The organism is Streptomyces sp. NPDC059456, from assembly GCF_042750055.1.
Taxonomy (GTDB): domain Bacteria; phylum Actinomycetota; class Actinomycetes; order Streptomycetales; family Streptomycetaceae; genus Streptomyces.
Genome location: NZ_JBHYVA010000006.1, coordinates 15,654 through 40,921, shown reverse-complemented (window position 1 = coordinate 40,921; position 25,268 = coordinate 15,654). Strand labels below are relative to the sequence as shown.

Annotated in this window: 18 protein-coding genes and 1 tRNA gene; 15 read left to right on the top strand and 4 right to left on the bottom strand. The window is 67.8% G+C overall.

Annotation, left to right across the window (positions count from 1 at the left end):
- Positions 1–140: 140 nt before the first annotated feature.
- Positions 141–1,367, bottom strand: a complete 1,227-nt coding sequence (locus ACFXA3_RS01725) for a pyridoxal phosphate-dependent aminotransferase (protein WP_054222546.1) — start codon at positions 1,365–1,367, stop codon at positions 141–143.
- A 195-nt stretch (positions 1,368–1,562) separates the two neighbouring features.
- Between ACFXA3_RS01725 and ACFXA3_RS01720 the strand changes: the two genes are divergently transcribed.
- The 11 genes from ACFXA3_RS01720 (at position 1,563) to ACFXA3_RS01670 (ending at position 15,993) form a co-directional block, all read left to right on the top strand.
- Positions 1,563–1,635, top strand: a tRNA-Trp gene (locus ACFXA3_RS01720).
- Between the two features lie 105 nt (positions 1,636–1,740).
- Positions 1,741–2,022 (top strand): preprotein translocase subunit SecE, encoded by a 282-nt coding sequence (gene secE / locus ACFXA3_RS01715; protein WP_030154653.1) that lies wholly within the window; start codon positions 1,741–1,743, stop codon positions 2,020–2,022.
- Positions 2,023–2,106: 84 nt separating this feature from the next.
- Positions 2,107–3,015: a transcription termination/antitermination protein NusG gene (gene nusG, locus ACFXA3_RS01710; RefSeq protein WP_385180435.1), complete on the top strand. Its 909-nt coding sequence runs from the start codon at positions 2,107–2,109 to the stop codon at positions 3,013–3,015.
- A 165-nt stretch (positions 3,016–3,180) separates the two neighbouring features.
- Positions 3,181–3,615 (top strand): 50S ribosomal protein L11, encoded by a 435-nt coding sequence (rplK, locus tag ACFXA3_RS01705; protein WP_030154660.1) that lies wholly within the window; start codon positions 3,181–3,183, stop codon positions 3,613–3,615.
- A gap of 90 nt (positions 3,616–3,705) precedes the next feature.
- Positions 3,706–4,434 (top strand): 50S ribosomal protein L1, encoded by a 729-nt coding sequence (rplA, locus tag ACFXA3_RS01700; RefSeq protein ID WP_030154662.1) that lies wholly within the window; start codon positions 3,706–3,708, stop codon positions 4,432–4,434.
- A 193-nt stretch (positions 4,435–4,627) separates the two neighbouring features.
- A complete protein-coding gene (locus tag ACFXA3_RS01695; protein ID WP_385180432.1) occupies positions 4,628–5,614 on the top strand; it encodes a hypothetical protein in 987 nt (328 codons plus the stop codon).
- A gap of 54 nt (positions 5,615–5,668) precedes the next feature.
- A complete protein-coding gene (locus tag ACFXA3_RS01690) occupies positions 5,669–6,580 on the top strand; it encodes a hypothetical protein (protein ID WP_385180430.1) in 912 nt (303 codons plus the stop codon).
- A 301-nt stretch (positions 6,581–6,881) separates the two neighbouring features.
- The gene (rplJ, locus tag ACFXA3_RS01685; RefSeq protein WP_385180427.1) at positions 6,882–7,412 is read left to right on the top strand and encodes a 50S ribosomal protein L10; all 531 of its coding nucleotides are present in this window, start codon (positions 6,882–6,884) and stop codon (positions 7,410–7,412) included.
- 111 nt (positions 7,413–7,523) lie between these two features.
- Complete coding sequence (gene rplL, locus ACFXA3_RS01680; RefSeq protein WP_385180425.1) at positions 7,524–7,907, top strand: 50S ribosomal protein L7/L12; 384 nt, start codon at positions 7,524–7,526, stop codon at positions 7,905–7,907.
- Between the two features lie 606 nt (positions 7,908–8,513).
- A complete protein-coding gene (gene rpoB / locus ACFXA3_RS01675; protein WP_376203075.1) occupies positions 8,514–11,996 on the top strand; it encodes a DNA-directed RNA polymerase subunit beta in 3,483 nt (1,160 codons plus the stop codon).
- Between the two features lie 97 nt (positions 11,997–12,093).
- On the top strand, positions 12,094–15,993 hold the full coding sequence (locus ACFXA3_RS01670; protein WP_054222538.1) for a DNA-directed RNA polymerase subunit beta': 3,900 nt from the start codon (positions 12,094–12,096) through the stop codon (positions 15,991–15,993).
- 328 nt (positions 15,994–16,321) lie between these two features.
- Here ACFXA3_RS01670 and ACFXA3_RS01665 read toward each other — a convergent pair whose 3' ends face one another.
- Positions 16,322–18,796 (bottom strand): YfhO family protein, encoded by a 2,475-nt coding sequence (locus ACFXA3_RS01665; RefSeq protein WP_385180422.1) that lies wholly within the window; start codon positions 18,794–18,796, stop codon positions 16,322–16,324.
- A gap of 424 nt (positions 18,797–19,220) precedes the next feature.
- Here ACFXA3_RS01665 and rpsL point away from each other — a divergent pair, with 424 nt between their 5' ends.
- The 4 genes from rpsL (at position 19,221) to tuf (ending at position 23,584) form a co-directional block, all read left to right on the top strand.
- The gene (gene rpsL, locus ACFXA3_RS01660; RefSeq protein ID WP_007265893.1) at positions 19,221–19,592 is read left to right on the top strand and encodes a 30S ribosomal protein S12; all 372 of its coding nucleotides are present in this window, start codon (positions 19,221–19,223) and stop codon (positions 19,590–19,592) included.
- A 2-nt stretch (positions 19,593–19,594) separates the two neighbouring features.
- Positions 19,595–20,065 carry a 30S ribosomal protein S7 gene (rpsG, locus tag ACFXA3_RS01655; RefSeq protein ID WP_007265894.1) on the top strand — a complete coding sequence of 157 codons (471 nt, stop codon included), beginning with the start codon at positions 19,595–19,597 and terminating at the stop codon, positions 20,063–20,065.
- A gap of 39 nt (positions 20,066–20,104) precedes the next feature.
- Complete coding sequence (gene fusA, locus ACFXA3_RS01650) at positions 20,105–22,237, top strand: elongation factor G (RefSeq protein ID WP_030873555.1); 2,133 nt, start codon at positions 20,105–20,107, stop codon at positions 22,235–22,237.
- A 153-nt stretch (positions 22,238–22,390) separates the two neighbouring features.
- On the top strand, positions 22,391–23,584 hold the full coding sequence (gene tuf / locus ACFXA3_RS01645; RefSeq protein ID WP_053788688.1) for an elongation factor Tu: 1,194 nt from the start codon (positions 22,391–22,393) through the stop codon (positions 23,582–23,584).
- A gap of 126 nt (positions 23,585–23,710) precedes the next feature.
- On the opposite strand, the gene rfbC is transcribed toward tuf, so the two are convergent.
- Positions 23,711–24,313 carry a dTDP-4-dehydrorhamnose 3,5-epimerase gene (rfbC, locus tag ACFXA3_RS01640; protein WP_385180418.1) on the bottom strand — a complete coding sequence of 201 codons (603 nt, stop codon included), beginning with the start codon at positions 24,311–24,313 and terminating at the stop codon, positions 23,711–23,713.
- Entirely contained in the window at positions 24,310–25,185 is an 876-nt protein-coding gene (gene rfbA, locus ACFXA3_RS01635; RefSeq protein WP_385180415.1) for a glucose-1-phosphate thymidylyltransferase RfbA, read from the bottom strand. Before rfbA ends, rfbC begins: the two co-directional genes overlap by 4 nt.
- Between the last annotated feature and the right edge of the window lie 83 nt (positions 25,186–25,268).

Here is a 25,268-nt window from a genome sequence, read left to right as displayed (position 1 = left end):
GGACTTTCAGTACTACGCCGTCACCATCTGGCGGGACTATTCCAGGTTCCCGCGTCCCCGCCCCCCGCCCCCCGCCCGGCCGCGGCCGCGCGCGGCCGGGCGCCCCCCCCCCCCCCCGGGTCCGGGCAGCCGCCGGAGGCCTAGGCCTTGGCCTCGGCCAGCAGCTTCTGGATGCGGGACACGCCCTCGACCAGGTCCGCGTCGCCCAGGGCGTACGACAGGCGCAGGTAGCCGGGGGTGCCGAAGGCCTCGCCCGGGACGACCGCGACCTCGGCCTCGTCCAGGATCAGCGAGGCGAGCTCGCCGGAGGTCTGCGGGCGCTTGCCCCGGATCTCCTTGCCGAGCAGGTCCTTGACCGACGGGTACGCGTAGAACGCGCCCTCGGGCGTCGGGCAGAACACGCCGTCGATCTCGTTCAGCATCTTGACCATCGTCTGGCGACGGCGGTCGAACGCCTTGCGCATCTCCGCGACCGCGTCCAGGTTGCCCGAGACGGCGGCCAGCGCCGCGACCTGGGCCACGTTGGAGACGTTGGAGGTGGCGTGCGACTGCAGGTTGGTCGCCGCCTTGATGACGTCCTGCGGGGCGATGACCCAGCCCACGCGCCAGCCCGTCATCGCGTACGTCTTGGCGACGCCGTTGACGACGATGCACTTGTCGCGCAGCGCCGGGACCAGGACCGGCAGCGAGGTGAACTTCGCGTCGCCGTAGACCAGGTGCTCGTAGATCTCGTCCGTCAGCACCCACAGGCCGTGCTCGGCGGCCCACTCGCCGATCGCCTTCGCGTCGGCCTCGCTGTAGACGGCGCCGGTCGGGTTCGACGGGGAGACGAACAGGACGACCTTGGTGCGCTCGGTGCGGGCGGCTTCGAGCTGCTCGACGGACACGCGGTAGCCGGTGGTCTCGTCGGCGACGACCTCGACCGGGACGCCGCCGGCGAGGCGGATCGACTCGGGGTAGGTGGTCCAGTACGGGGCCGGGACGATGACCTCGTCACCCGGGTCGAGGACGGCGGCGAACGCCTCGTAGATCGCCTGCTTGCCGCCGTTGGTGACCAGGACCTGCGACGCGTCGACCTCGTAGCCCGAGTCGCGCAGCGTCTTCGCGGCGATCGCCGTCTTCAGCTCGGGCAGACCCCCGGCGGGCGTGTAGCGGTGGTACTTCGGGTTGCGGCAGGCCTCGACCGCGGCCTCGACGATGTAGTCCGGGGTCGGGAAGTCGGGCTCGCCCGCACCGAAGCCGATCACCGGGCGCCCGGCGGCCTTGAGGGCCTTGGCCTTGGCGTCCACGGCGAGCGTGGCGGACTCGGAAATGGCGCCGATACGGGCGGACACCCGGCGCTCGGAGGAAGGCGTTGCAGAGGTCATGCGGCCAATCGTCCCAGACGCCCCAGAGGCGCCGCACACCGTTTCAGTCATCGGACGGACCAGCCGAAAATGCGCTCTGTTCGACGTCAGGGCCCGGACCACGTACACTCACCTGTCGTTGGACCCCGCCGGTCACTCCAGAACGCGAGCACTCCGCGCACCCGTCTGGATGCGGTAGGTTGGGGGACGCAACAAAGGGTCGTAGCTCAATTGGTAGAGCACTGGTCTCCAAAACCAGCGGTTGGGGGTTCGAGTCCCTCCGGCCCTGCTCCACACTCCTTCTCGGACGTGTGCGCAGGTACGTACTTCGATGCAACGCCGTGCGGCGCAACCGGGCGCGGCTACGGCCACGACCCGGATTCAGGTGAGAGACGTGACGGACGCCCTGGGCTCCATCGACATGCCTGACGCCGAGGACGACACCCGCGAGAAGAAGGCCCGCAAGGGCGGCAAGCGCGGGAAGAAGGGTCCTCTGGGCCGGCTCGCGCTGTTCTACCGCCAGATCATCGCGGAGCTCCGCAAGGTCGTCTGGCCGACGCGCAACCAGCTCACGACGTACACCACCGTGGTGATTGTCTTCGTCGTCATCATGATCGGTCTGGTGACCGTGATTGACTATGGGTTCCAGGAAGCCATCAAGTTCGTCTTCGGCTGATCCCCGCGGAGGGCGGCGCCTTGATGGGTGCCGCCCGTTTTCGCATGTTCGACCACCTTTTGTATCCAGGAAGAAGCAGCCACCGTGTCTGACCCGAACCTGAACGCGAGCCCCGACTCCGTCGAGTCCGTCGAGGACGCGCTCGACATCGTCGAGGCGGCAGACGCTGTGGACCCCGACGAGGCCGAGCTCGCCGACGCCGAGGCGGGTGTCGCCGCCGAAGAGGCCGCGCTGCACGTCGAGGACGAGGCTGCTGACGAGGTCGCGGACGACGAAGAGGCCGAGGAAGCCGACGCGGACGCCGCCGTCGCCGAGGCCGACGACGTCGAGGACGAGGTCGAGACCGCCGACGAGGACGCGGAGCCCGCCGAGCCGGTCGACCCCATCCAGGCCCTGCGCGACGAGCTGCGCCTCCTGCCCGGCGAGTGGTACGTGATCCACACCTACGCGGGCTACGAGAAGCGCGTGAAGGCCAACCTGGAGCAGCGCGCCGTCTCGCTGAACGTCGAGGAGTTCATCTACCAGGCCGAGGTGCCCGAGGAAGAGATCGTCCAGATCAAGAACGGCGAGCGCAAGAACGTCCGGCAGAACAAGCTGCCCGGTTACGTTCTCGTCCGCATGGATCTGACGAACGAGTCCTGGGGCGTCGTCCGCAACACGCCCGGTGTCACCGGCTTCGTCGGCAACGCGTACGACCCGTACCCGCTGACGCTGGACGAGATCGTCAAGATGCTCGCCCCGGAGGCGCAGGAGAAGGCCGCCAAGCAGGCCGCCGAGGACGCCGGTCTGCCGGCCCCCGCGGTCAAGCGCACCATCGAGGTCCTGGACTTCGAGGTCGGCGACTCGGTCACCGTCACCGACGGTCCGTTCGCGACGCTGCAGGCGACCATCAACGAGATCAACCCCGACTCGAAGAAGGTCAAGGGCCTCGTCGAGATCTTCGGTCGCGAGACCCCGGTCGAGCTCAGCTTCGACCAGATCCAGAAGAACTGATCTTCTGAGACAACGCTTCCGGACAGGTCAGATCGCCCCGCAAAGGGTGGTCTGACCTGCTCGGTTTTCAGCCCCGCCCTGATACCCGTTATCGTGGTGCGGTATGCCTCCATCCGGATGACCGGATTGGCGGCGAAAAACTCTCACTAGGACCCGGAGAGAGCAATGCCTCCCAAGAAGAAGAAGGTCACGGGGCTTATCAAGCTCCAGATCAAGGCCGGTGCGGCCAACCCGGCTCCGCCGGTCGGCCCCGCGCTCGGTCAGCACGGCGTCAACATCATGGAGTTCTGCAAGGCCTACAACGCCGCGACCGAGTCGCAGCGTGGCATGGTCGTGCCGGTGGAGATCACGGTCTACGAGGACCGCACCTTCACCTTCATCACGAAGACTCCGCCGGCCGCTCGCCTCATCCTGAAGGCCGCGGGCATCGAGAAGGGCTCCGGCGAGCCCCACAAGACCAAGGTCGCCAAGCTCACCGGCGCCCAGGTCCGCGAGATCGCCGAGCTGAAGATGCCCGACCTCAACGCCAACGACGTCGACGCCGCGATGAAGATCATCGCCGGCACCGCGCGCTCGATGGGCGTCACGGTCGAGGGCTGATCCAGCCACCCCCCAGCACCACCAAGTGGTAGGACCAAGCGCTGGTCCGCACCACGACTCCATGCCTGAAGCCAAAACACAGGAGCAGAAGTGAAGCGCAGCAAGACTCTCCGCGCTGCGGACGCCAAGGTCGACCGGGAGAAGCTGTACGCCCCGCTCGAGGCCGTCCGTCTCGCCAAGGAGACCTCCACGACCAAGTTCGACGCCACCGTCGAGGTCGCCTTCCGCCTGGGTGTCGACCCGCGCAAGGCCGACCAGATGGTCCGTGGCACCGTGAACCTCCCGCACGGCACCGGTAAGACCGCCCGGGTCCTGGTCTTCGCGACCGGTGACCGTGCTGCGGCCGCGGAAGCCGCCGGCGCCGACATCGTCGGCGACGACGAGCTGATCAACGAGATCGCCAAGGGCAACCGCCTGAACGAGTTCGACGCGGTTGTCGCCACCCCGGACCTCATGGGCAAGGTCGGCCGCCTCGGCCGCGTGCTCGGTCCGCGTGGTCTGATGCCGAACCCGAAGACCGGCACCGTCACCATGGACGTTGCCAAGGCTGTCACCGAGATCAAGGGTGGCAAGATCGAGTTCCGCGTCGACAAGCACTCGAACCTGCACTTCATCATCGGCAAGGTCTCCTTCACCGATGAGCAGCTGGTCGAGAACTACGGTGCGGCCCTGGACGAGATCCTTCGTCTGAAGCCGTCCGCCGCCAAGGGCCGCTACGTCAAGAAGGCCGCCCTGAGCACCACGATGGGCCCCGGCATCCAGCTGGACTCGAACCGCACCCGGAACCTCCTCGTCGAGGAAGACCCGGCCGCTGTCTGAGCTCCGCTGAGCCTCCGGCTCACCTGAGTGGCTGAAACGGGCCCCTCGCCCCCTTCACAGGGCGGCGAGGGGCCCGTTTTCCGTGTTTCGGGCCACATATGCCGTACTGGGCAGTAATCGGCACACAAGCGACGGTCCGGGGAACGTAGGGTCGACGGGCAAGCAAACGATCACACAGGGGGTGGGGATCTTCATGTCGGCATTCGGCAGGAGGACCGCGGGCGCGGCACTGGCCGCCGTACTGCTCGTGGGCGGGGCCACGGCGTGCGAGAACGGCACGAAGGACGACTCCGGCAAGGCCGGCGGGGCGCCCTCACCGGCCGCCGCGCAGGCGGCGGGCGGCTCGGCCACCGAGGCCATCGCAGCGGCCTACAAGAAGACCTCGGCCGCCAAGTCGGCCAAGGTGCACATGACGATGAAGATGAGCGGCGGGCTCGGCGGCCAGACCGTCGAGATGACCGGCGTCCAGGGGTGGGACCCGCAGGTCATGGACATCACCATGAAGGGTGGTCTCGGCGGCCTGGGCGGTCCGGGCGGCCTCGGCGGTGCCGCCGCCGACTCCGTGCGCATGGTCATGGCCGGCGAGGTCATGTACATGGAGATGCCGCCCGGCTCGCCCATGGCCTCGGAGGTCATGGAGGGCAAGCGCTGGATGAAGATCGACACGAAGGCCGCGGGCGAGCTCTACGGCGACGCGGCCATGAAGAAGCTCGGCGGTGGCATGGGCGGCGGCATGAGCGGGATGGACCGGAACCAGGACCCCGCCAAGCAGCTCGCCCTGCTGCTCGCCTCGCCGAACGTGAAGCTCATCGGCTCCGAGAAGGTCGCGGGCACCGATACGCAGCACTACGAGGGCACCCTGACCTTCGACGAGATGCTCGCCGCGAACCCGGATGCCAAGGCGCTGCCCGAGGCCGACCGCGCGCAGCTCACCGAGGCCATGAAGAAGGCCGGCATCAAGGGCTACGGCATGGACGTCTGGGTCGACAAGGACGGCTACCCGGCCCGGATGAAGGTCTCCATCGGCACGCCCGGAGGCGCCCTCGACGTGGACGCCCAGTACTCGGACTACGCCACGGCGGCGAACATCCAGACCCCGCCCGAGAACGAGACGCTCGACGTGTTCGCGAAGCTCAAGGAGCTGGGCGCCACGGGGGCCGGCCGCGGAGCCGGGGCCTGACCCGGCCCTGAGGCCGCATGTAGCACCGGTAGGACCATCCATGGGGGAGAACCAATGAACACGGCTGCACTGACCCGCGCCGCGATCGCCGCGGCGGGGGCCGCACTGCTCGTGGGCGGCCTCGCCGCCTGCGGGACCGACACGGCCGGGGGGAAGGCCGACGGCGGCAGGAAGACGGCCGGGGCCGAGACGCCGGGGGACGCGGTGAAGGCGTCCTACGTGAAGACGGCCGCCGCGAAGTTCGCCGCGTACGAGATGACCATCACCCCGGGCAGCGGCAAGGCCGAGCAGCTCAAGGGCACCAAGGGCTGGTACCCGTCGAGCACCGGCATCGACGCCAGGGGCGGCGGCTCCGACAACCAGGTCATGATCGGCGACGTCATCTACACCCACTCGGACAAGCCCGTCGACGGCAAGTCCTGGATGAAGATGAACCTGAACAAGGACGGCAAGGGCCGCCGGCGGTTCAACGACGACCCGGCCGACTACCTCGCCGTGCTCCTGGGCCAGCAGAAGGTGACGCTGGTCGGCACCGAGCAGGTCGAGGGCGGGGAGGCCCGGCACTTCAAGGGCAGCCTGACCAACGCCGACCTGCTCGCGGCGGACGAGTCCACCAAGGTGATGGAGGCCGCGAACCGGCAGTACCTCCACGAGGCGCTGAAGGAGTACCTCACCCTGGACGTGGACCTGTGGATCGGCAAGGACGGCCACCCCGTCCGCGTCGAATCCGTGCAGGGCACCAAGGACGGCACGACGAAGGTCTCGGCGAAGTTCTCCGGCTACGGCACGACGGCGCCGGTCACCGCGCCGCCCGCGGACCAGGTGGCCGACTTCGACGACGTGATGAAGGGCATCGACGACAAGCTCAAGGGGGTCGACGACACGCTCAAGGGCGTCGACGACACGCTGGGGCAGGCCGACCGGACCCTGAGGGACGCGGGGCTGGGCGGACTCGGCGGCTCCTGAGCCCCTCCCGGGCCCCGGGGGAGCGTCCGCCGCCGGGGCTCCCCGCCCCTCCCGAGGCGATTTGCCTTGCGTCGACCGGTTCACGTACTCTTCCCAGGAAGCCAAAGACCGCTGGTCGTTGCCGTGTCCGAAGGGTGCGGCGGCCGAAGGATCCGCCAATTGCGGACGTCCTGCGCAGGTGACTGTGGAAAGCTCCCGGATTTCTTTCCGGTCGAGCTACGCCCTGGCGCCTGCGCCGGGGCGTTTCGTATGTCAGCCCCTTCTGAGCGGTCCTCATCACCCGGAAGGAGGCGAACGCACCATGCCGACGCCCAACAAGGCTGCATCGGTAGCCGAGCTCAAGGACGCGTTCCAGAGCTCGAACGCCGCCGTGCTGACCGAGTACCGGGGTCTCACCGTCGCGCAGCTCAAGACGCTGCGTCGCTCCCTCGGTGAGAACGCCCAGTACGCCGTGGTGAAGAACACGCTGACCAAGATTGCGGCCAACCAGGCCGGGATCACCGCGCTGGACGAGCACTTCGCTGGTCCGACCGCGGTCGCCTTCATCACCGGTGACCCGGTGGAGTCGGCGAAGGCCCTGCGTGACTTCGCCAAGGAGAACCCGAACCTCATCATCAAGGCCGGTGTCCTTGACGGTAAGGCTCTCTCCGCCGACGAAATCAAGAAGCTTGCGGACCTCGAGTCCCGCGAGGTTCTGCTCAGCAAGCTGGCCGGCGCGTTCAAGGGCAAGCAGTCTCAGGCTGCCTCGCTCTTCCAGGCGCTGCCGTCGAAGTTCGTCCGCACCGCGGAAGCGCTTCGCGTCAAGCTCGCCGAGCAGGGCGGTGCCGAGTAATTCGGCTCGCGCATTGATCCACGCCGCCTAGTGCGTGGGTCGTAGCGGGCCGTTACGCCCGCCTCTATAGACACATCGGCACCTGCCGAATTAGTGGAAGGATCGCCCATCATGGCGAAGCTCTCTCAGGACGACCTCCTCGCCCAGTTCGAGGAGATGACCCTCATCGAGCTCTCCGAGTTCGTGAAGGCCTTCGAGGAGAAGTTCGACGTCACCGCCGCCGCGGCCGTCGCCGTTGCCGGCCCCGCCGGTGTCGGCCCCGCCGCCGAGGCCGAGGAGGAGAAGGACGAGTTCGACGTCATCCTCGCCGGTGCCGGTGACAAGAAGATCCAGGTCATCAAGGTCGTGCGTGAGCTGACCTCCCTGGGCCTGAAGGAGGCCAAGGACCTCGTGGACGGCGCCCCGAAGCCGGTCCTCGAGAAGGTCAACAAGGAGGCCGCTGACAAGGCCGCCGAGGCCCTCAAGGGTGCCGGTGCCTCCGTCGAGGTCAAGTAACACCTCTGGGGCCCTCTGAGGCCCCAACCAAGGGCGATCACCCGTAAGGGTGGTCGCCCTTTGGCGTATCCGCAGTGCCTGACTTGCCCTGGTCTCGTTGGGGAGTAGGGTGATCATCGTTGCCCCGCGGCCGGGTCCGGAGCTGATCCGCACGGAGCAGGGGGCCTTGACGAACGGCACGCGGCGCGCAATTCTCAGTCCCGTTGTGGGATCGATCGGCTCGATCGAAGATCCGGGCTTCGGATCGGAGATCCGAGGCATGGATCGACTACGAAGAGGGCAGTACTGATACGCGCTCCGTGTGCGAGAGCCACGAGAGCCGCGTGTTGGACGCAGGGTCGCAGGGTTGGTTTAAACGACATGGGGAAGGCCTGTTGCCGGTTTCCGGAAACCTGGTCTGGACATCAGTGAGCCAAGTGGCTACACTGACCCTTTGCGCTGCCTGTTAGCTGCCCCCTGCCCGTCGCCAGGGGCATGCCCACGCTCGAGCACACTTGATAGATACGCCCTGACCAGGCCTTTCAGGCTGAATCAGGCGGGCCGTCTTCTGTGTCAGCTGGGACCGGTACGCGCGTAGTGAGTCCGAGCCCTCGGAAGGACCCCCTCTTGGCCGCCTCGCGCAACGCCTCGACCAATACGAACACCGGTGCCAGCACCGCCCCGCTGCGCATCTCCTTTGCAAAGATCAAGGAGCCCCTCGAGGTTCCGAACCTCCTGGCGCTGCAGACCGAGAGCTTTGACTGGCTGCTCGGCAATGCAGCCTGGAAGTCTCGCGTCGAGTCGGCGCTCGAGAGTGGACAGGACGTTCCCACCAAGTCCGGTCTGGAAGAGATCTTCGAGGAGATCTCGCCGATCGAGGACTTCTCCGGTTCCATGTCGCTGACGTTCCGCGACCACCGGTTCGAGCCGGCGAAGAACTCCGTCGACGAGTGCAAGGAGCGCGACTTCACGTACGCGGCGCCGCTCTTCGTCACGGCCGAGTTCACGAACAACGAGACCGGCGAGATCAAGTCTCAGACGGTCTTCATGGGCGACTTCCCGCTCATGACCAACAAGGGCACCTTCGTCATCAACGGCACCGAGCGTGTCGTGGTGTCGCAGCTCGTCCGTTCCCCCGGTGTCTACTTCGACTCCTCCATCGACAAGACGTCCGACAAGGACATCTTCTCCGCCAAGATCATCCCGTCCCGGGGTGCCTGGCTGGAGATGGAGGTCGACAAGCGCGACATGGTCGGTGTCCGCATCGACCGCAAGCGCAAGCAGTCCGTCACCGTCCTCCTGAAGGCCCTCGGCTGGACCACCGAGCAGATCCTCGAGGAGTTCGGCGAGTACGAGTCCATGCGCGCCACCCTGGAGAAGGACCACACCCAGGGCCAGGACGACGCGCTGCTCGACATCTACCGCAAGCTGCGCCCGGGCGAGCCGCCGACCCGCGAGGCCGCTCAGACGCTGCTCGAGAACCTCTACTTCAACCCGAAGCGCTACGACCTCGCCAAGGTCGGCCGCTACAAGGTGAACAAGAAGCTCGGCGCCGACGAGCCGCTCGACGCCGGTGTGCTCACCACCGACGACATCATCGCGACGATCAAGTACCTCGTGAAGCTCCACGCGGGCGAGACCGAGACCACCGGTGAGTCGGGCCGTTCGATCGTCGTCGAGACCGACGACATCGACCACTTCGGCAACCGTCGTCTGCGCAACGTCGGCGAGCTCATCCAGAACCAGGTCCGCACGGGTCTGGCTCGTATGGAGCGCGTCGTCCGCGAGCGCATGACCACGCAGGACGTCGAGGCGATCACGCCGCAGACCCTGATCAACATCCGGCCGGTCGTCGCCTCCATCAAGGAGTTCTTCGGCACCAGCCAGCTGTCGCAGTTCATGGACCAGAACAACCCGCTGTCGGGTCTGACGCACAAGCGTCGTCTCTCGGCACTGGGTCCCGGTGGTCTGTCCCGTGAGCGGGCCGGCTTCGAGGTCCGTGACGTCCACCCGTCGCACTACGGCCGCATGTGCCCGATCGAGACCCCTGAAGGCCCGAACATCGGTCTGATCGGCTCGCTCGCCTCCTACGGCCGCGTCAACGCGTTCGGTTTCGTCGAGACCCCGTACCGCAAGGTCGTCGACGGTGTCGTCACCGACGAGGTCGACTACCTGACCGCCGACGAGGAAGACCGCTTCGTCATCGCGCAGGCGAACGCCGCGCTGAACGACGAGATGCGCTTCACCGAGAACCGCGTCCTGGTCCGCCGTCGTGGCGGCGAGATCGACTACATCGCCGGCGGCGACGTCGACTACATGGACGTCTCCCCGCGCCAGATGGTGTCCGTCGCGACCGCGATGATCCCCTTCCTGGAGCACGACGACGCCAACCGTGCCCTCATGGGCGCGAACATGATGCGCCAGGCCGTTCCGCTCATCAAGGCGGAGGCCCCGCTCGTCGGCACCGGCATGGAGTACCGCTGTGCGGTCGACGCCGGCGACTCGATCAAGGCGGAGAAGGACGGTGTCGTCCAGGAGGTCTCGGCCGACTACATCACCGTCGCCAACGACGACGGCACGTACACCACGTACCGCGTCGCCAAGTTCTCCCGCTCGAACCAGGGCACCTCGGTCAACCAGAAGGTCATCGTCAACGAGGGCGACCGGATCGTCGAGGCCCAGGTCCTCGCCGACGGCCCGGCCACCGAAGAGGGCGAGATGGCCCTCGGCAAGAACCTGCTCGTCGCGTTCATGCCGTGGGAAGGCCACAACTACGAGGACGCGATCATCCTGTCGCAGCGCCTCGTGCAGGACGACGTCCTCTCCTCGATCCACATCGAGGAGCACGAGGTCGACGCCCGTGACACCAAGCTGGGCCCCGAGGAGATCACCCGGGACATCCCGAACGTCTCCGAGGAGGTCCTCGCCGACCTCGACGAGCGCGGCATCATCCGCATCGGTGCGGACGTCGTCGCCGGCGACATCCTGGTCGGCAAGGTCACGCCCAAGGGCGAGACCGAGCTGACCCCGGAGGAGCGCCTGCTCCGCGCGATCTTCGGTGAGAAGGCCCGCGAGGTGCGTGACACCTCGCTCAAGGTCCCTCACGGTGAGATCGGCAAGGTCATCGGTGTCCGCGTCTTCGACCGCGAGGAGGGCGACGAGCTTCCCCCGGGCGTGAACCAGCTGGTCCGCGTCTACGTCGCCCAGAAGCGCAAGATCACCGACGGTGACAAGCTCGCCGGCCGCCACGGCAACAAGGGTGTCATCTCCAAGATCCTCCCGATCGAGGACATGCCCTTCCTGGAGGACGGCACCCCGGTCGACATCATCCTGAACCCGCTGGGTGTCCCGTCCCGAATGAACCCGGGACAGGTCCTGGAGATCCACCTCGGCTGGCTCGCCAGCCGCGGCTGGGACGTCTCCGGCCTGGCGGAGGAGTGGGCCGAGCGACTGAAGGCCATCGGCGCCGACCGCGTCGAGCCCGGCACCAACGTCGCCACCCCGGTGTTCGACGGCGCCCGCGAGGACGAGCTCGCCGGCCTGTTCGAGCACACCATCCCGAACCGCGACGGTGACCGCCTGGTCCTCCCGTCCGGCAAGGCGCGCCTGTTCGACGGCCGCTCCGGCGAGCCGTTCCCGGACCCGATCTCGGTCGGGTACATGTACATCCTCAAGCTCCACCACCTGGTCGACGACAAGCTCCACGCGCGGTCGACCGGTCCGTACTCGATGATCACGCAGCAGCCGCTGGGTGGTAAGGCGCAGTTCGGTGGCCAGCGCTTCGGTGAGATGGAGGTGTGGGCGCTCGAGGCTTATGGCGCCGCTTACGCCCTCCAGGAGCTGCTGACCATCAAGTCCGACGACGTCACCGGCCGCGTGAAGGTCTACGAGGCCATCGTCAAGGGCGAGAACATCCCCGAGCCGGGCATTCCCGAGTCCTTCAAGGTGCTCATCAAGGAAATGCAGTCGCTCTGCCTCAACGTGGAGGTGCTGTCCTCGGACGGCATGTCCATCGAGATGCGCGACACCGACGAGGACGTCTTCCGCGCGGCGGAGGAGCTCGGTATCGACCTGTCCCGGCGCGAGCCGAGCAGCGTCGAAGAGGTCTGACGGGCCTGACGGGGGGCTCGCTCAAGAGCCCCCCGTCATCCCCGGGACCGTTCAGACCATGATTGAGACTCGACCCCGAAAGAGGGATTGACGCACAGTGCTCGACGTCAACTTCTTCGACGAGCTGCGGATCGGCCTTGCCACCGCGGACGACATCCGAACCTGGTCGCACGGCGAGGTCAAGAAGCCGGAGACCATCAACTACCGCACCCTCAAGCCCGAGAAGGACGGACTCTTCTGCGAGAAGATCTTCGGTCCCACCCGGGACTGGGAGTGCTACTGCGGCAAGTACAAGCGTGTCCGCTTCAAGGGCATCATCTGTGAGCGCTGTGGCGTCGAGGTCACGCGCGCCAAGGTGCGCCGTGAGCGGATGGGCCACATCGAGCTCGCCGCTCCCGTCACCCACATCTGGTACTTCAAGGGCGTCCCGTCGCGCCTGGGCTACCTGCTGGACCTCGCGCCGAAGGACCTCGAAAAGGTCATCTACTTCGCCGCGTACATGATCACGTTCGTCGACGACGAGCGCCGCCAGCGCGACCTGCCGTCGCTGGAGGCCCACGTCTCCGTCGAGCGCCAGCAGATCGAGAACCGCCGTGACGCGGACCTCGAAGGCCGTGCCAAGAAGCTCGAGACCGACCTGGCCGAGCTCGAGGCCGAGGGTGCGAAGGCCGACGTGCGCCGCAAGGTGCGCGAGGGTGCCGAGCGCGAGATGAAGCAGCTCCGTGACCGCGCCCAGCGCGAGATCGACCGCCTCGACGAGGTGTGGAACCGCTTCAAGAACCTCAAGGTCCAGGACCTCGAGGGCGACGAGCTGCTCTACCGCGAGCTGCGCGACCGCTTCGGTACGTACTTCGACGGTTCGATGGGTGCCGCGGCGCTGCAGAAGCGCCTGGAGTCCTTCGACCTGGAGGAGGAGGCCGAGCGCCTCCGCGAGATCATCCGTACCGGCAAGGGCCAGAAGAAGACCCGTGCGCTCAAGCGCCTCAAGGTCGTCTCCGCGTTCCTGCAGACCAGCAACAGCCCCAAGGGCATGGTTCTGGACTGCGTCCCGGTCATCCCGCCGGACCTGCGTCCGATGGTGCAGCTGGACGGTGGCCGCTTCGCGACCTCCGACCTGAACGACCTGTACCGCCGCGTGATCAACCGCAACAACCGCCTGAAGCGCCTTCTCGACCTCGGTGCGCCCGAGATCATCGTGAACAACGAGAAGCGCATGCTCCAGGAGGCGGTCGACGCCCTCTTCGACAACGGCCGTCGTGGTCGCCCGGTGACGGGCCCCGGCAACCGCCCGCTGAAGTCCCTGAGCGACATGCTCAAGGGCAAGCAGGGTCGATTCCGTCAGAACCTCCTCGGCAAGCGCGTGGACTACTCCGCGCGTTCCGTGATCGTCGTCGGTCCGCAGCTGAAGCTGCACCAGTGTGGTCTGCCCAAGGCCATGGCGCTGGAGCTCTTCAAGCCGTTCGTGATGAAGCGCCTGGTCGACCTGAACCACGCGCAGAACATCAAGTCGGCGAAGCGGATGGTCGAGCGCGGCCGCACGGTCGTGTACGACGTGCTCGAAGAGGTCATCGCCGAGCACCCGGTCCTCCTGAACCGTGCGCCCACGCTGCACCGCCTCGGCATCCAGGCCTTCGAGCCCCAGCTGGTCGAAGGCAAGGCCATCCAGATCCACCCGCTCGTCTGCACCGCGTTCAACGCGGACTTCGACGGTGACCAGATGGCCGTGCACCTGCCGCTCTCCGCGGAGGCGCAGGCCGAGGCCCGCATCCTGATGCTGTCCTCGAACAACATCCTCAAGCCGGCCGACGGCCGTCCGGTCACGATGCCGACCCAGGACATGGTCCTCGGTCTGTTCTTCCTGACCACCGACGGTGAGCTCCGTGACACCAAGGGCGAGGGCCGCGCGTTCGGCTCCACGGCCGAGGCGATCATGGCGTTCGACGCCGGCGAGCTCGCGCTGCAGTCGTCCGTCGACATCCGCTTCCCGGTGGGCACCATCCCGCCGCGCGGCTGGGTGCCGCCGGTCGCCGAAGAGGGCGAGCAGGAGTTCCAGCCGGGCGACAGCTTCCGTCTGAAGACCTCGCTGGGCCGTGCGCTCTTCAACGAGCTGCTGCCCGAGGACTACCCGTTCGTCGACTACTCGGTGGGCAAGAAGCAGCTCTCCGAGATCGTCAACGACCTGGCGGAGCGCTACCCCAAGGTCATCGTGGCGGCGACGCTCGACAACCTGAAGGCGGCCGGCTTCCACTGGGCGACCCGTTCGGGCGTCACCGTGGCCATCTCCGACGTCGTCGTGCCCGAGGCCAAGAAGGCCATCGTCGCGGGCTACGAGGCGATGGACGAGAAGGTCCAGAAGCAGTACGAGCGCGGTCTGATCACCAAGGACGAGCGCACGCAGGAGCTCATCGCGATCTGGACCAAGGCGACCAACGAGGTTGCCGAGGCGATGAACGCGAACTTCCCCAAGACGAACCCCATCTTCATGATGGTTGACTCGGGTGCCCGAGGAAACATGATGCAGATGCGACAGATCGCCGGTATGCGTGGTCTGGTGTCGAACGCGAAGAACGAGACCATCCCGCGTCCGATCAAGGCGTCCTTCCGTGAGGGCCTCACCGTTCTGGAGTACTTCATCTCCACGCACGGTGCCCGTAAGGGTCTGGCGGACACCGCCCTGCGTACCGCCGACTCGGGTTACCTGACCCGTCGTCTGGTGGACGTCTCGCAGGACGTGATCATCCGCGAGGAGGACTGCGGCACCGAGCGCGGCCTGAAGCTGAAGATCGCCGTCCGCGGCGAGGACGGCGTGCTGCGCAAGGCCGACGACGTCGAGACGTCCGTCTACGCCCGCATGCTGGCCGAGGACGTCGTCATCGACGGCAAGGTCATCGCGCCGGCCAACGTCGACCTCGGTGACGTCCTGATCGACGCCCTGGTCGCCAACGGCGTCGAGGAGGTCAAGACCCGCTCGGTCCTGACCTGTGAGTCCGCGGTCGGCACCTGTGCCTTCTGCTACGGACGCTCGCTCGCCACCGGCAAGCTGGTCGACATCGGTGAGGCGGTCGGCATCATCGCCGCCCAGTCCATCGGTGAGCCCGGTACCCAGCTGACGATGCGTACCTTCCACACCGGTGGTGTGGCCGGTGACGACATCACGCAGGGTCTGCCGCGTGTCGTCGAGCTCTTCGAGGCCCGTACCCCGAAGGGTGTCGCCCCGATCTCCGAGGCCGCCGGCCGCGTGCGGATCGAGGAGACCGAGAAGACGAAGAAGATCGTCATCACGCCCGACGACGGCAGCGACGAGACGGCGTTCCCGATCTCGAAGCGCGCCAAGGTCATCGTGCACGAGGGCGACCACGTCGAGGTGGGCCAGAAGCTCACCGCGGGTGCCACCAACCCGCACGACGTGCTGCGCATCCTCGGCCAGCGTGCCGTCCAGGTCCACCTGGTCGGCGAAGTCCAGAAGGTCTACAACTCGCAGGGCGTGTCGATCCACGACAAGCACATCGAGATCATCATCCGGCAGATGCTGCGCCGCGTGACGATCATCGAGTCCGGCGACGCGGAGCTCCTGCCGGGCGAGCTCGTCGAGCGCTCGAAGTTCGAGACCGAGAACCGTCGCGTGGTCACCGAGGGCGGTCACCCCGCCTCCGGCCGTCCGCAGCTGATGGGTATCACCAAGGCCTCGCTGGCGACGGAATCCTGGCTGTCGGCCGCCTCCTTCCAGGAGACGACCCGAGTCCTGACGGATGCGGCGATCAACGCCAAGTCCGACAGCCTCATCGGCCTCAAGGAGAACGTCATCATCGGTAAGCTCATCCCGGCCGGTACGGGCCTCGCCCGCTACCGCAACATCCGGGTCGAGCCCACCGAGGAGGCGAAGGCCGCGATGTACTCGGCCGTCGGCTACGACGACATCGACTACTCGCCCTTCGGCACCGGCTCCGGCCAGGCTGTCCCGCTGGAGGACTACGACTACGGCCCGTACAACGGCTGAGTCGCAGCAGAGCAGTAACCGCAGGGCGGTCACCCGAGAGGGTGGCCGCCCTGCGGCGTTTCCGGCTCACAGGTAACGCTGGAGGTGGTGGATCCGGGTCCGGGCCCAGGCGCCGGGCCGTGGGCGGCTGGGACCGGGCGATCCGGCGCAGCACGTCAGGGCGCAGCACGTCAGGCCGTACGGTCACCAGCGCCCGGCGGCCGGTACTGCCCCCCCGCGGTCGCGGAGGTCCTTGAACCGGCGCCGGACCATCGCGCGCGAGGCGCCGACGGCACCCGCCGGTTCCCGGTACCGAACACCGGGTTCGGGCGGCTCCGGAACGGCGGGATCAGCCGATGTGGCCGGCCCGTCGGCGGCGCGTGCCCGCCAGGGTGACCGCTGTCAGGGCGAGTAGGCCCAGGGCTGCTCCGGCCAGGCCCGGGGGGAGGCCCTTGGGGGTGAAGGTGCAGGAGACCTTGTCGGTGCCCGGGGGGAGGTGTACGGAGACCAGGCCGTGGAAGTCGCGGACCGGGGCCGAGCACTGCCAGCCCGGGACGGCGGTCATCGCGAAGACCGCCGTGCCCGTGGCGCCCTTCGGGAGGGTGGCCTCGATGGAGTGGCCGCCCGCCGTGACCTTCGTGGCGCCGGTGGACTTCAGGGTGCCGATGGCCGTGTCCAGGGCGGCGCGGTCCAGGCAGCCGACGGGGTGGTCGCCGGCCGTGGCGTCCTTCGTGCGGGTGTTCACCGTGACCGAGACCGTGCCGTCCGCGGGGACCGGGCCGAGCTTGGCGACTCCGGTCATCCGGTCCTCCAGGGGGCGGGTCGAGCCGCCGGAGGTGAGGGTGCCGTAGAGCTCGGGGGAGAACCAGTACGCCTCGGAGCCCGGGGTGCAGCGGGCGGTGTACGTCTGCTCCGCGGCGCTGCCGCCGCGGGTGACCTGCGGGACCTGGTAGACGGTGGCGCCCAGGACGTTCTCCTGGCGGGCGTAGACGCTGCCGGCCGGGTTGGGGGAGGTGTATCCGGAGCTGCGGACCGTCACCAGGGGCGGGGCCGCGAAGCGCGTGGCCGTCCAGCTGTTCGGAGTGCTCCCCGGGTGGACCCGGGCGCCGATGGAGAAGATCGCGTCGAGCACGGGGTTGTCGGCGCCGAAGAAGGTCCGGCCGTCGTTCTTGAAGCCGTAGCCGAGGGGCTCCAGGGCCCGGTAGGTGGCCTCCGGCAGGTAGCTGCTGTAGTACTGCGGGCCCTCGGCGCGCAGGGCGAGGGCGTCGTTGTACGCGGTCTGCGGCGCGCCGGAGTCGGTCCGGTATGCGGGCCAGCCGTCCACCTGCCGGACGGCGTCGCCGTGGGCGTTGATCGAGCGGTTCGAGGTGGCGACCGGCTTCGCCCAGCGTTCGCGGCTGCGCCGGGCGTCCGCGTTGGCGGCGGCCACGGTGGATTCCGCGAAGACCACGCCGACCATGAGGACGGCGGCCACGGGGATCAGGTACCGGCGCTTCTCGCCCAGGGCCAGGAGGACCAGGGCGAGCAGCGAGACGCCCCCGCCGGCGAGCACCGCGGGCCAGGTCCAGCCGCCGAAGTCGTCGGTGTGCCGCAGGACGAAGGTGGCGGCCACCAGCAGGGCGGCCGTCAGGGCCAGGTGGAGGGGGCGCGGGCGGTGGGCCAGGGCCAGCCAGGCCAGGACCACGACCATGCCGCTGAAGACGAACGCCTCGCGGTACGGATTGCCGTTCGGCACCGCCAGCCCGTGCCACACGTACTGGGTGGGCGGGAACTGGAACGAGGCGGCGACCAGCAGCGTGGCCGCCGCCCACACCAGGCGGGTCCTGCGGCCGATGGCGGCGTTGAAGAGGAACGATCCGGCGAGGATCAGGCCGAGCGAGGCGACGTAGAGCCGCGGCCGGCCGCCCCACAGGTGGGTGGCCGGGAGCATCCCGGCGAGGAAGAGCTCGATCCGTACGGGCTCGAACGCCCCGGCCTGGGTGGGCTGGGCGGAGCCGCTGGAGAGGAACGACGGCAGCAGGAGGGGGAGGGTCAGCAGGATGCCCGTCGCGGCGCCGGTCGACGCCCGCCACAGGGCGCGCAGCCGGGCCCGGCCGGTCATGTCCCGGGTGATCAGGCGGATGGCGAGCAGGACGCAGGCGGCCATCGTGGCCATCATCGCGGTGTAGAAGTTGCCGAACCAGGCGAGCGCGACGAACAGCGCCACCCCCGGCCAGCGGCGTTCCTCCAGGCACCATTCGACGGCGATGCCGAGGAGGGGGAGCGCGACCAGGCCCCACAGCCACATGGGGATGTACGAGGCGTCGCTGAGGGCCCAGCCGCACAGGCCGTAGCAGGCGCCGAGGACCCCGCGCTGCCACCAGGGCCCGGGGTGGAGCTTGCCGAGGTAGACCGTCATGACGGCGGCGGCGGTGCCCATGGTGACCGGCGTGACGGCGAAGACGGCGAGGTCGACGTGGTTGCGGGGGACCAGGACGGCCAGCCAGGAGAACGGGTTGCCGAGGTACGTGTAGTAGTCGGACAGGAACTGCTGGCCGAAGCCGCCGCGCCAGGTGAACAGGACGTCACCGGCGGCCTGCCCGTGGACCAGGTCCCACAGCGCGCGGTGGAAGGGCACGTACTGGTTGGCCTGGTCGTTGAGGGCCCGGCCGGTGGTGCCGAAGGGGAAGGTGCCGCGGGCGACCCAGGCCGAGCAGAACGCGGCCGAGGTGACCAGGAAGGCCAGCAGGGGCCCGTACGGGCGTACGGAGCGCCGGCGCCGGGGGTGGGGCGGGGGTGGGACCGGGGTGACCTCCGCCGTCGGCTCCGGTGTGACCGTCCGCAATGTCCCGCTCCCTGATGGTCGTGGATGCTCGTGCCGTTTGGGGTGAATCGCTGAGGCAGTGTAGTGGGCGGGGCCGGACGCCCCGTCCAGCTCCCCTTAGCACGCCTTTACCACAGGCGCGAGTCGGCAGGGCCGCACGAGGGTCTCGCCCAAGTGGCACATGACCGGCGGCGATGTCGCGGCCGTCCCGCCCGGGCCTTTGTTTTGACCGGATGGGATGCGGTGGGTACGCTCAGACCTTGTGCCTGGGGTGTGCCTGGGCTCCCGTGCGTGTCCATCAACCGCACGAGAGCCGGATCGGCCACCGCGATCCATGCGTTTCCGTGCTTGCGCGGAGTCCCGCCGGATCCGACACACCCGACCGCGTGGGTCGGCAAAGTTCCAGGTTAGCTTCACTACACGGCACACAGAAACCGGAGAAGTAGTGCCTACGATCCAGCAGCTGGTCCGGAAGGGCCGGCAGGACAAGGTCGAGAAGACGAAGACCCCCGCGCTTGAGGCTTCGCCCCAGCGTCGTGGTGTCTGCACGCGTGTGTTCACGACCACCCCGAAGAAGCCGAACTCGGCGCTCCGTAAGGTCGCGCGTGTGCGTCTGACCTCCGGCATCGAGGTCACCGCTTACATTCCGGGTGAGGGACACAACCTGCAGGAGCACTCGATCGTGCTCGTGCGTGGTGGCCGTGTGAAGGACCTGCCGGGTGTTCGTTACAAGATCATCCGCGGTGCGCTTGACACCCAGGCTGTCAAGAACCGCAAGCAGGCCCGCAGCCGCTACGGCGCCAAGAAGGAGAAGTAAGAATGCCTCGTAAGGGCCCCGCCCCGAAGCGCCCGGTCATCATCGACCCGGTCTACGCATCTCCTCTGGTGACCTCGCTCATCAACAAGATCCTCCTGAACGGCAAGCGCTCCACCGCCGAGCGCATCGTCTACGGCGCCATGGAAGGCCTCCGCGAGAAGACCGGCAACGACCCGGTCATCACGCTGAAGCGCGCGCTGGAGAACGTCAAGCCGTCCCTCGAGGTCAAGTCCCGCCGTGTCGGTGGCGCGACCTACCAGGTTCCGGTCGAGGTCAAGCCGGGCCGCCAGTCGACCCTCGCGCTGCGCTGGCTCGTGGGTTACTCCCGCGCCCGCCGCGAGAAGACCATGACCGAGCGCCTCATGAACGAGCTGCTCGACGCCTCCAACGGTCTTGGCGCTGCCGTCAAGAAGCGCGAGGACACGCACAAGATGGCCGAGTCCAACAAGGCCTTCGCGCACTACCGCTGGTAGTCCCACCCCACATCGAGACCGAGAGAAGACCGAAGCCTTATGGCTACCACTTCGCTTGACCTGGCCAAGGTGCGCAACATCGGCATCATGGCCCACATCGACGCGGGCAAGACGACCACCACCGAGCGCATCCTGTTCTACACCGGTGTGTCGTACAAGATCGGTGAGGTCCACGACGGCGCCGCCACGATGGACTGGATGGAGCAGGAGCAGGAGCGTGGTATCACCATCACGTCTGCCGCGACGACCTGCCACTGGCCGCTCGAAGATGTTGACCACACCATCAACATCATCGACACCCCGGGTCACGTCGACTTCACCGTCGAGGTGGAGCGTTCGCTCCGCGTCCTCGACGGCGCCGTCACCGTCTTCGACGGTGTCGCCGGTGTCGAGCCGCAGTCCGAGACCGTTTGGCGTCAGGCGGACCGCTACGGCGTGCCGCGCATCTGCTTCGTCAACAAGCTCGACCGCACCGGCGCCGAGTTCCACCGCTGCGTCGACATGATCAAGGACCGCCTCGGTGCGGTTCCGATCGTCATGCAGCTCCCCATCGGTGCCGAGGCCGACTTCCAGGGTGTCGTCGACCTCGTCACGATGAAGGCGTTCGTCTGGTCCGCCGAGGCGACCAAGGGCGAGATGTACGACATCGTCGACATCCCGGCCACGCACACCGAGGCTGCTGAAGAGTGGCGCGGCAAGCTGGTCGAGACCGTCGCCGAGAACGACGACGAGATCATGGAGCTCTTCCTGAACGGCGACGAGCCGTCCGTGGAGCAGCTGCACGCCGCCGTCCGTCGCATCATCCTCGGCTCCGGCAAGGGCAAGGGCGAGCCCACGATCACCGCGGTGTTCTGTGGCACGGCGTTCAAGAACAAGGGCGTTCAGCCCCTGCTCGACGCCGTCGTCCGCTACCTCCCGTCGCCGCTGGACATCGAGGCCATCGAGGGCCACGACGTCCGCGACGCCGAGGTGGTCGTGAAGCGCAAGCCGTCCGACGAGGAGCCCCTCGCGGCGCTGGCGTTCAAGATCATGAGCGACCCGCACCTCGGCAAGCTCACCTTCGTCCGGGTTTACTCGGGCCGCCTGGAGGCCGGCACCTCGGTGCTGAACTCCGTCAAGGGCAAGAAGGAGCGCATCGGCAAGATCTACCGCATGCACGCCAACAAGCGTGAAGAGATCGACGCGGTGGGCGCCGGTGACATCGTCGCCGTCATGGGCCTGAAGCAGACCACCACCGGTGAGACGCTGTGTGACGACAAGCAGCCCGTGATCCTGGAGTCCATGGACTTCCCGGCTCCGGTCATCCAGGTCGCCATCGAGCCCAAGTCCAAGGGTGACCAGGAGAAGCTGGGTGTCGCCATCCAGCGCCTGGCGGAGGAGGACCCCTCCTTCCACGTTCACTCGGACGAGGAGACGGGCCAGACCATCCTCGGCGGTATGGGCGAGCTGCACCTCGAGGTGCTGGTCGACCGTATGAAGCGCGAGTTCAAGGTCGAGGCCAACGTCGGCAAGCCGCAGGTCGCGTACCGTGAGACGATCCGCGGCACCGTGGAGCGTCACGACTACACCCACAAGAAGCAGACCGGTGGTACCGGTCAGTTCGCCAAGGTGCAGATCGCGATCGAGCCGATCACCGAGGCCGACGGCCCGGCGTACGAGTTCGTGAACAAGGTCACCGGTGGCCGCGTGCCGAAGGAGTACATCCCTTCGGTCGACGCCGGTGCGCAGGAGGCCATGCAGTTCGGCATCCTCGCCGGCTACGAGATGACGGGCGTCCGCGTCACGCTTCTCGACGGTGGCTACCACGAGGTCGACTCCTCCGAGCTCGCCTTCAAGATCGCCGGTTCGCAGGCCTTCAAGGAGGCCGCGCGCAAGGCGTCCCCCGTGCTCATGGAGCCGATGATGGCCGTAGAGGTCACCACGCCCGAGGACTACATGGGTGACGTCATCGGCGACATCAACTCCCGCCGTGGCCAGATCCAGGCCATGGAGGAGCGTCACGGCGCTCGCGTCGTGAAGGGCCTCGTGCCGCTTTCGGAGATGTTCGGCTACGTCGGCGACCTCCGCAGCAAGACCTCGGGTCGCGCCAGCTACTCGATGCAGTTCGACTCCTACGCCGAGGTTCCCCGGAACGTCGCCGAGGAGATCATCGCGAAGGCCAAGGGCGAGTAACTCTTCCGAGTACACGCTTTAGGCTTGTCACCGGCAGCCTCTGGGGCAACAGGAGCAACACTCCCGTTGCCCCGGGGACCGGCCGGCTTTCCAGCAAAGATCACCTGGCGCCGATCTGTAAGGCGTACAGAACCACTCTCCAGGAGGACCCCCGTGGCGAAGGCGAAGTTCGAGCGGACTAAGCCGCACGTCAACATCGGCACCATCGGTCACATTGACCACGGTAAGACGACCCTCACGGCCGCCATTACCAAGGTGCTGCACGACGCGTACCCGGACCTGAACGAGGCCTCGGCCTTCGACCAGATCGACAAGGCTCCTGAGGAGCGCCAGCGCGGTATCACCATCTCCATCGCGCACGTCGAGTACCAGACCGAGGCGCGTCACTACGCCCACGTCGACTGCCCGGGTCACGCGGACTACATCAAGAACATGATCACCGGTGCCGCGCAGATGGACGGCGCGATCCTCGTGGTCGCCGCCACCGACGGCCCGATGCCGCAGACCAAGGAGCACGTGCTCCTGGCCCGCCAGGTCGGCGTCCCCTACATCGTCGTCGCCCTGAACAAGGCCGACATGGTGGACGACGAGGAGATCCTGGAGCTCGTCGAGCTCGAGGTCCGTGAGCTGCTCTCCGAGTACGAGTTCCCGGGCGACGACCTGCCGGTCGTCCGCGTCTCCGCGCTGAAGGCCCTCGAGGGCGACAAGGAGTGGGGCGAGAAGCTCCTCGGCCTCATGTCCGCCGTCGACGAGGCCATCCCGACCCCGCCGCGTGACACCGAGAAGCCGTTCCTCATGCCCGTCGAGGACGTCTTCACGATCACCGGTCGCGGTACGGTCGTCACCGGCCGTATCGAGCGTGGTGTCCTGAAGGTCAACGAGACCGTCGACATCATCGGTATCAAGGAAGAGAAGACCACCACCACGGTCACCGGTATCGAGATGTTCCGCAAGCTGCTCGACGAGGGCCAGGCCGGTGAGAACGTCGGTCTGCTCCTCCGTGGCATCAAGCGCGAGGACGTCGAGCGCGGCCAGGTCATCATCAAGCCCGGTTCGGTCACGCCGCACACCGAGTTCGAGGCCCAGGCCTACATCCTGTCGAAGGACGAGGGTGGCCGTCACACCCCGTTCTTCAACAACTACCGCCCGCAGTTCTACTTCCGTACCACGGACGTGACCGGCGTCGTGACCCTCCCGCAGGGCACCGAGATGGTCATGCCGGGCGACAACACCGAGATGTCGGTCGCGCTGATCCAGCCGGTCGCCATGGAGGAGGGCCTGAAGTTCGCCATCCGTGAGGGTGGTCGCACCGTCGGCGCCGGCCAGGTCACCAAGATCACGAAGTAATTCGTGTTCTGACCTGGTAGCTCGCGCGAGCGGGCACCATGTTTGACCGAAGGGCCCCTTCCCTTCCGCTTCGGCGGCGGGGGAGGGGCCCTTCGTCGTACGGCGTGACGTGCCGCGGGATGCGCGTCAGCCGGTCACGCGCAGGGACTCGGTGAACTCCCGGCAGGCCGCGTAGTCCGGCAGGAGGCCCGAGGAGGCCGCGTAGGCCAGCGACGGCGCCGCCCTGTCGCGGGCGGACAGCAGCGGTACGCCGGCCGGCCACTCGATGCCCAGGTCCGCGTCGAGCGGGTGGACCGTGTGCTCGCCGGCCGGGTTGTACGTCTCCGAGCAGAGGTACGAGAGCGTGGCGTCGTCGCTCAGCGCGCAGAACCCGTGGCCCATGCCCTCCGGGATGTACACCGCACGGCGGTCCACGTCGTCGAGGCGGACGCCCTCCCAGCGGCCGAAGGTCGGGGAGCCGACCCGCAGGTCGACGACGACGTCGAGCACGGCGCCGCGCACGCAGGTCACGTACTTGGCCTGGCCGCGCGGTACGTCGGCGAAGTGGATGCCGCGGACCACGCCGCGCGAGGACACCGAGAGGTTCGCCTGCGCCAGGTTCAGCGGGTGGCCGACGACCTCGGACAGCTTGTCGAAGCGGTACCACTCGGTGAACAGGCCCCGCGGGTCGCCGTGCAGCTGCGGGGTGACCTCGTATGCGCCCTCGATGGAGAGCTCGCGGAACTTCACCGGGGGCCCTCCTCGTCGAGGAGGCCGATCAGGTAGTCGCCGTATCCGCTCTTGAGCAGCGGCTGGGCCAGTTCGTGCAGCTGGACGGAGTCGATCAGGCCGGCCCGCCAGGCCGCCTCCTCGATGCAGCCGATCTTGAAGCCCTGGCGTTCCTCGATCACGCGGACGAACTCCGAGGCCCGGACCATGGACTCGAACGTCCCGGTGTCCAGCCAGGCGGTGCCGCGGTCGAGGATGGTCACGTTCAGCTCGCCGGCCTGCAGGTACGCGTCGTTGACCGCGGTTATCTCCAGCTCGCCGCGCGCGCTGGGCACCAGGTTGCGGGCTATCTCGACGACGCGGTTGTCGTAGAAGTACAGACCGGGCACCGCGTAGCGGGACTTGGGCTTGTCCGGCTTCTCCTCGATGGAGACGGCCTGGCCGTTCTCGTCGAACTCGACCACGCCGTACGCGGTCGGGTCGGCCACCGGGTACGCGAAGACCCGGCCGCCCGCGGCACCGGTGTGCGCGGCCAGACGGGTGCCGAGGCCGCTGCCGTGGAAGATGTTGTCGCCGAGGATCAGGGCGACGGAATCGTCGCCGATGAAGTCGGCGCCGAGCACGAACGCCTGGGCGATGCCCTCGGGACGCTCCTGGACGGCGTACTCCAGCCGGATGCCGAACTGGGAGCCGTCGCCGAGCAGCCGCTCGAACTGCTCACGGTCCTCCGGCGTGGTGATGACGAGGATCTCGCTGATCCCGGCCATGACCAGGGTGGAGAGCGGGTAGTAGATCATCGGCTTGTCGAAGACGGGCAGCAGCTGCTTCGAGACGGCGCGGGTCAGCGGCCAGAGACGGGATCCGGTCCCACCGGATAAGAGGATTCCTCGCATGGGCGCCACCGTATGCGAGAGCGTGGAACGGACGGCGTGATTCGGCCCCGAACGCCGGTGCACCAACGGCTAGACTCCCCGTT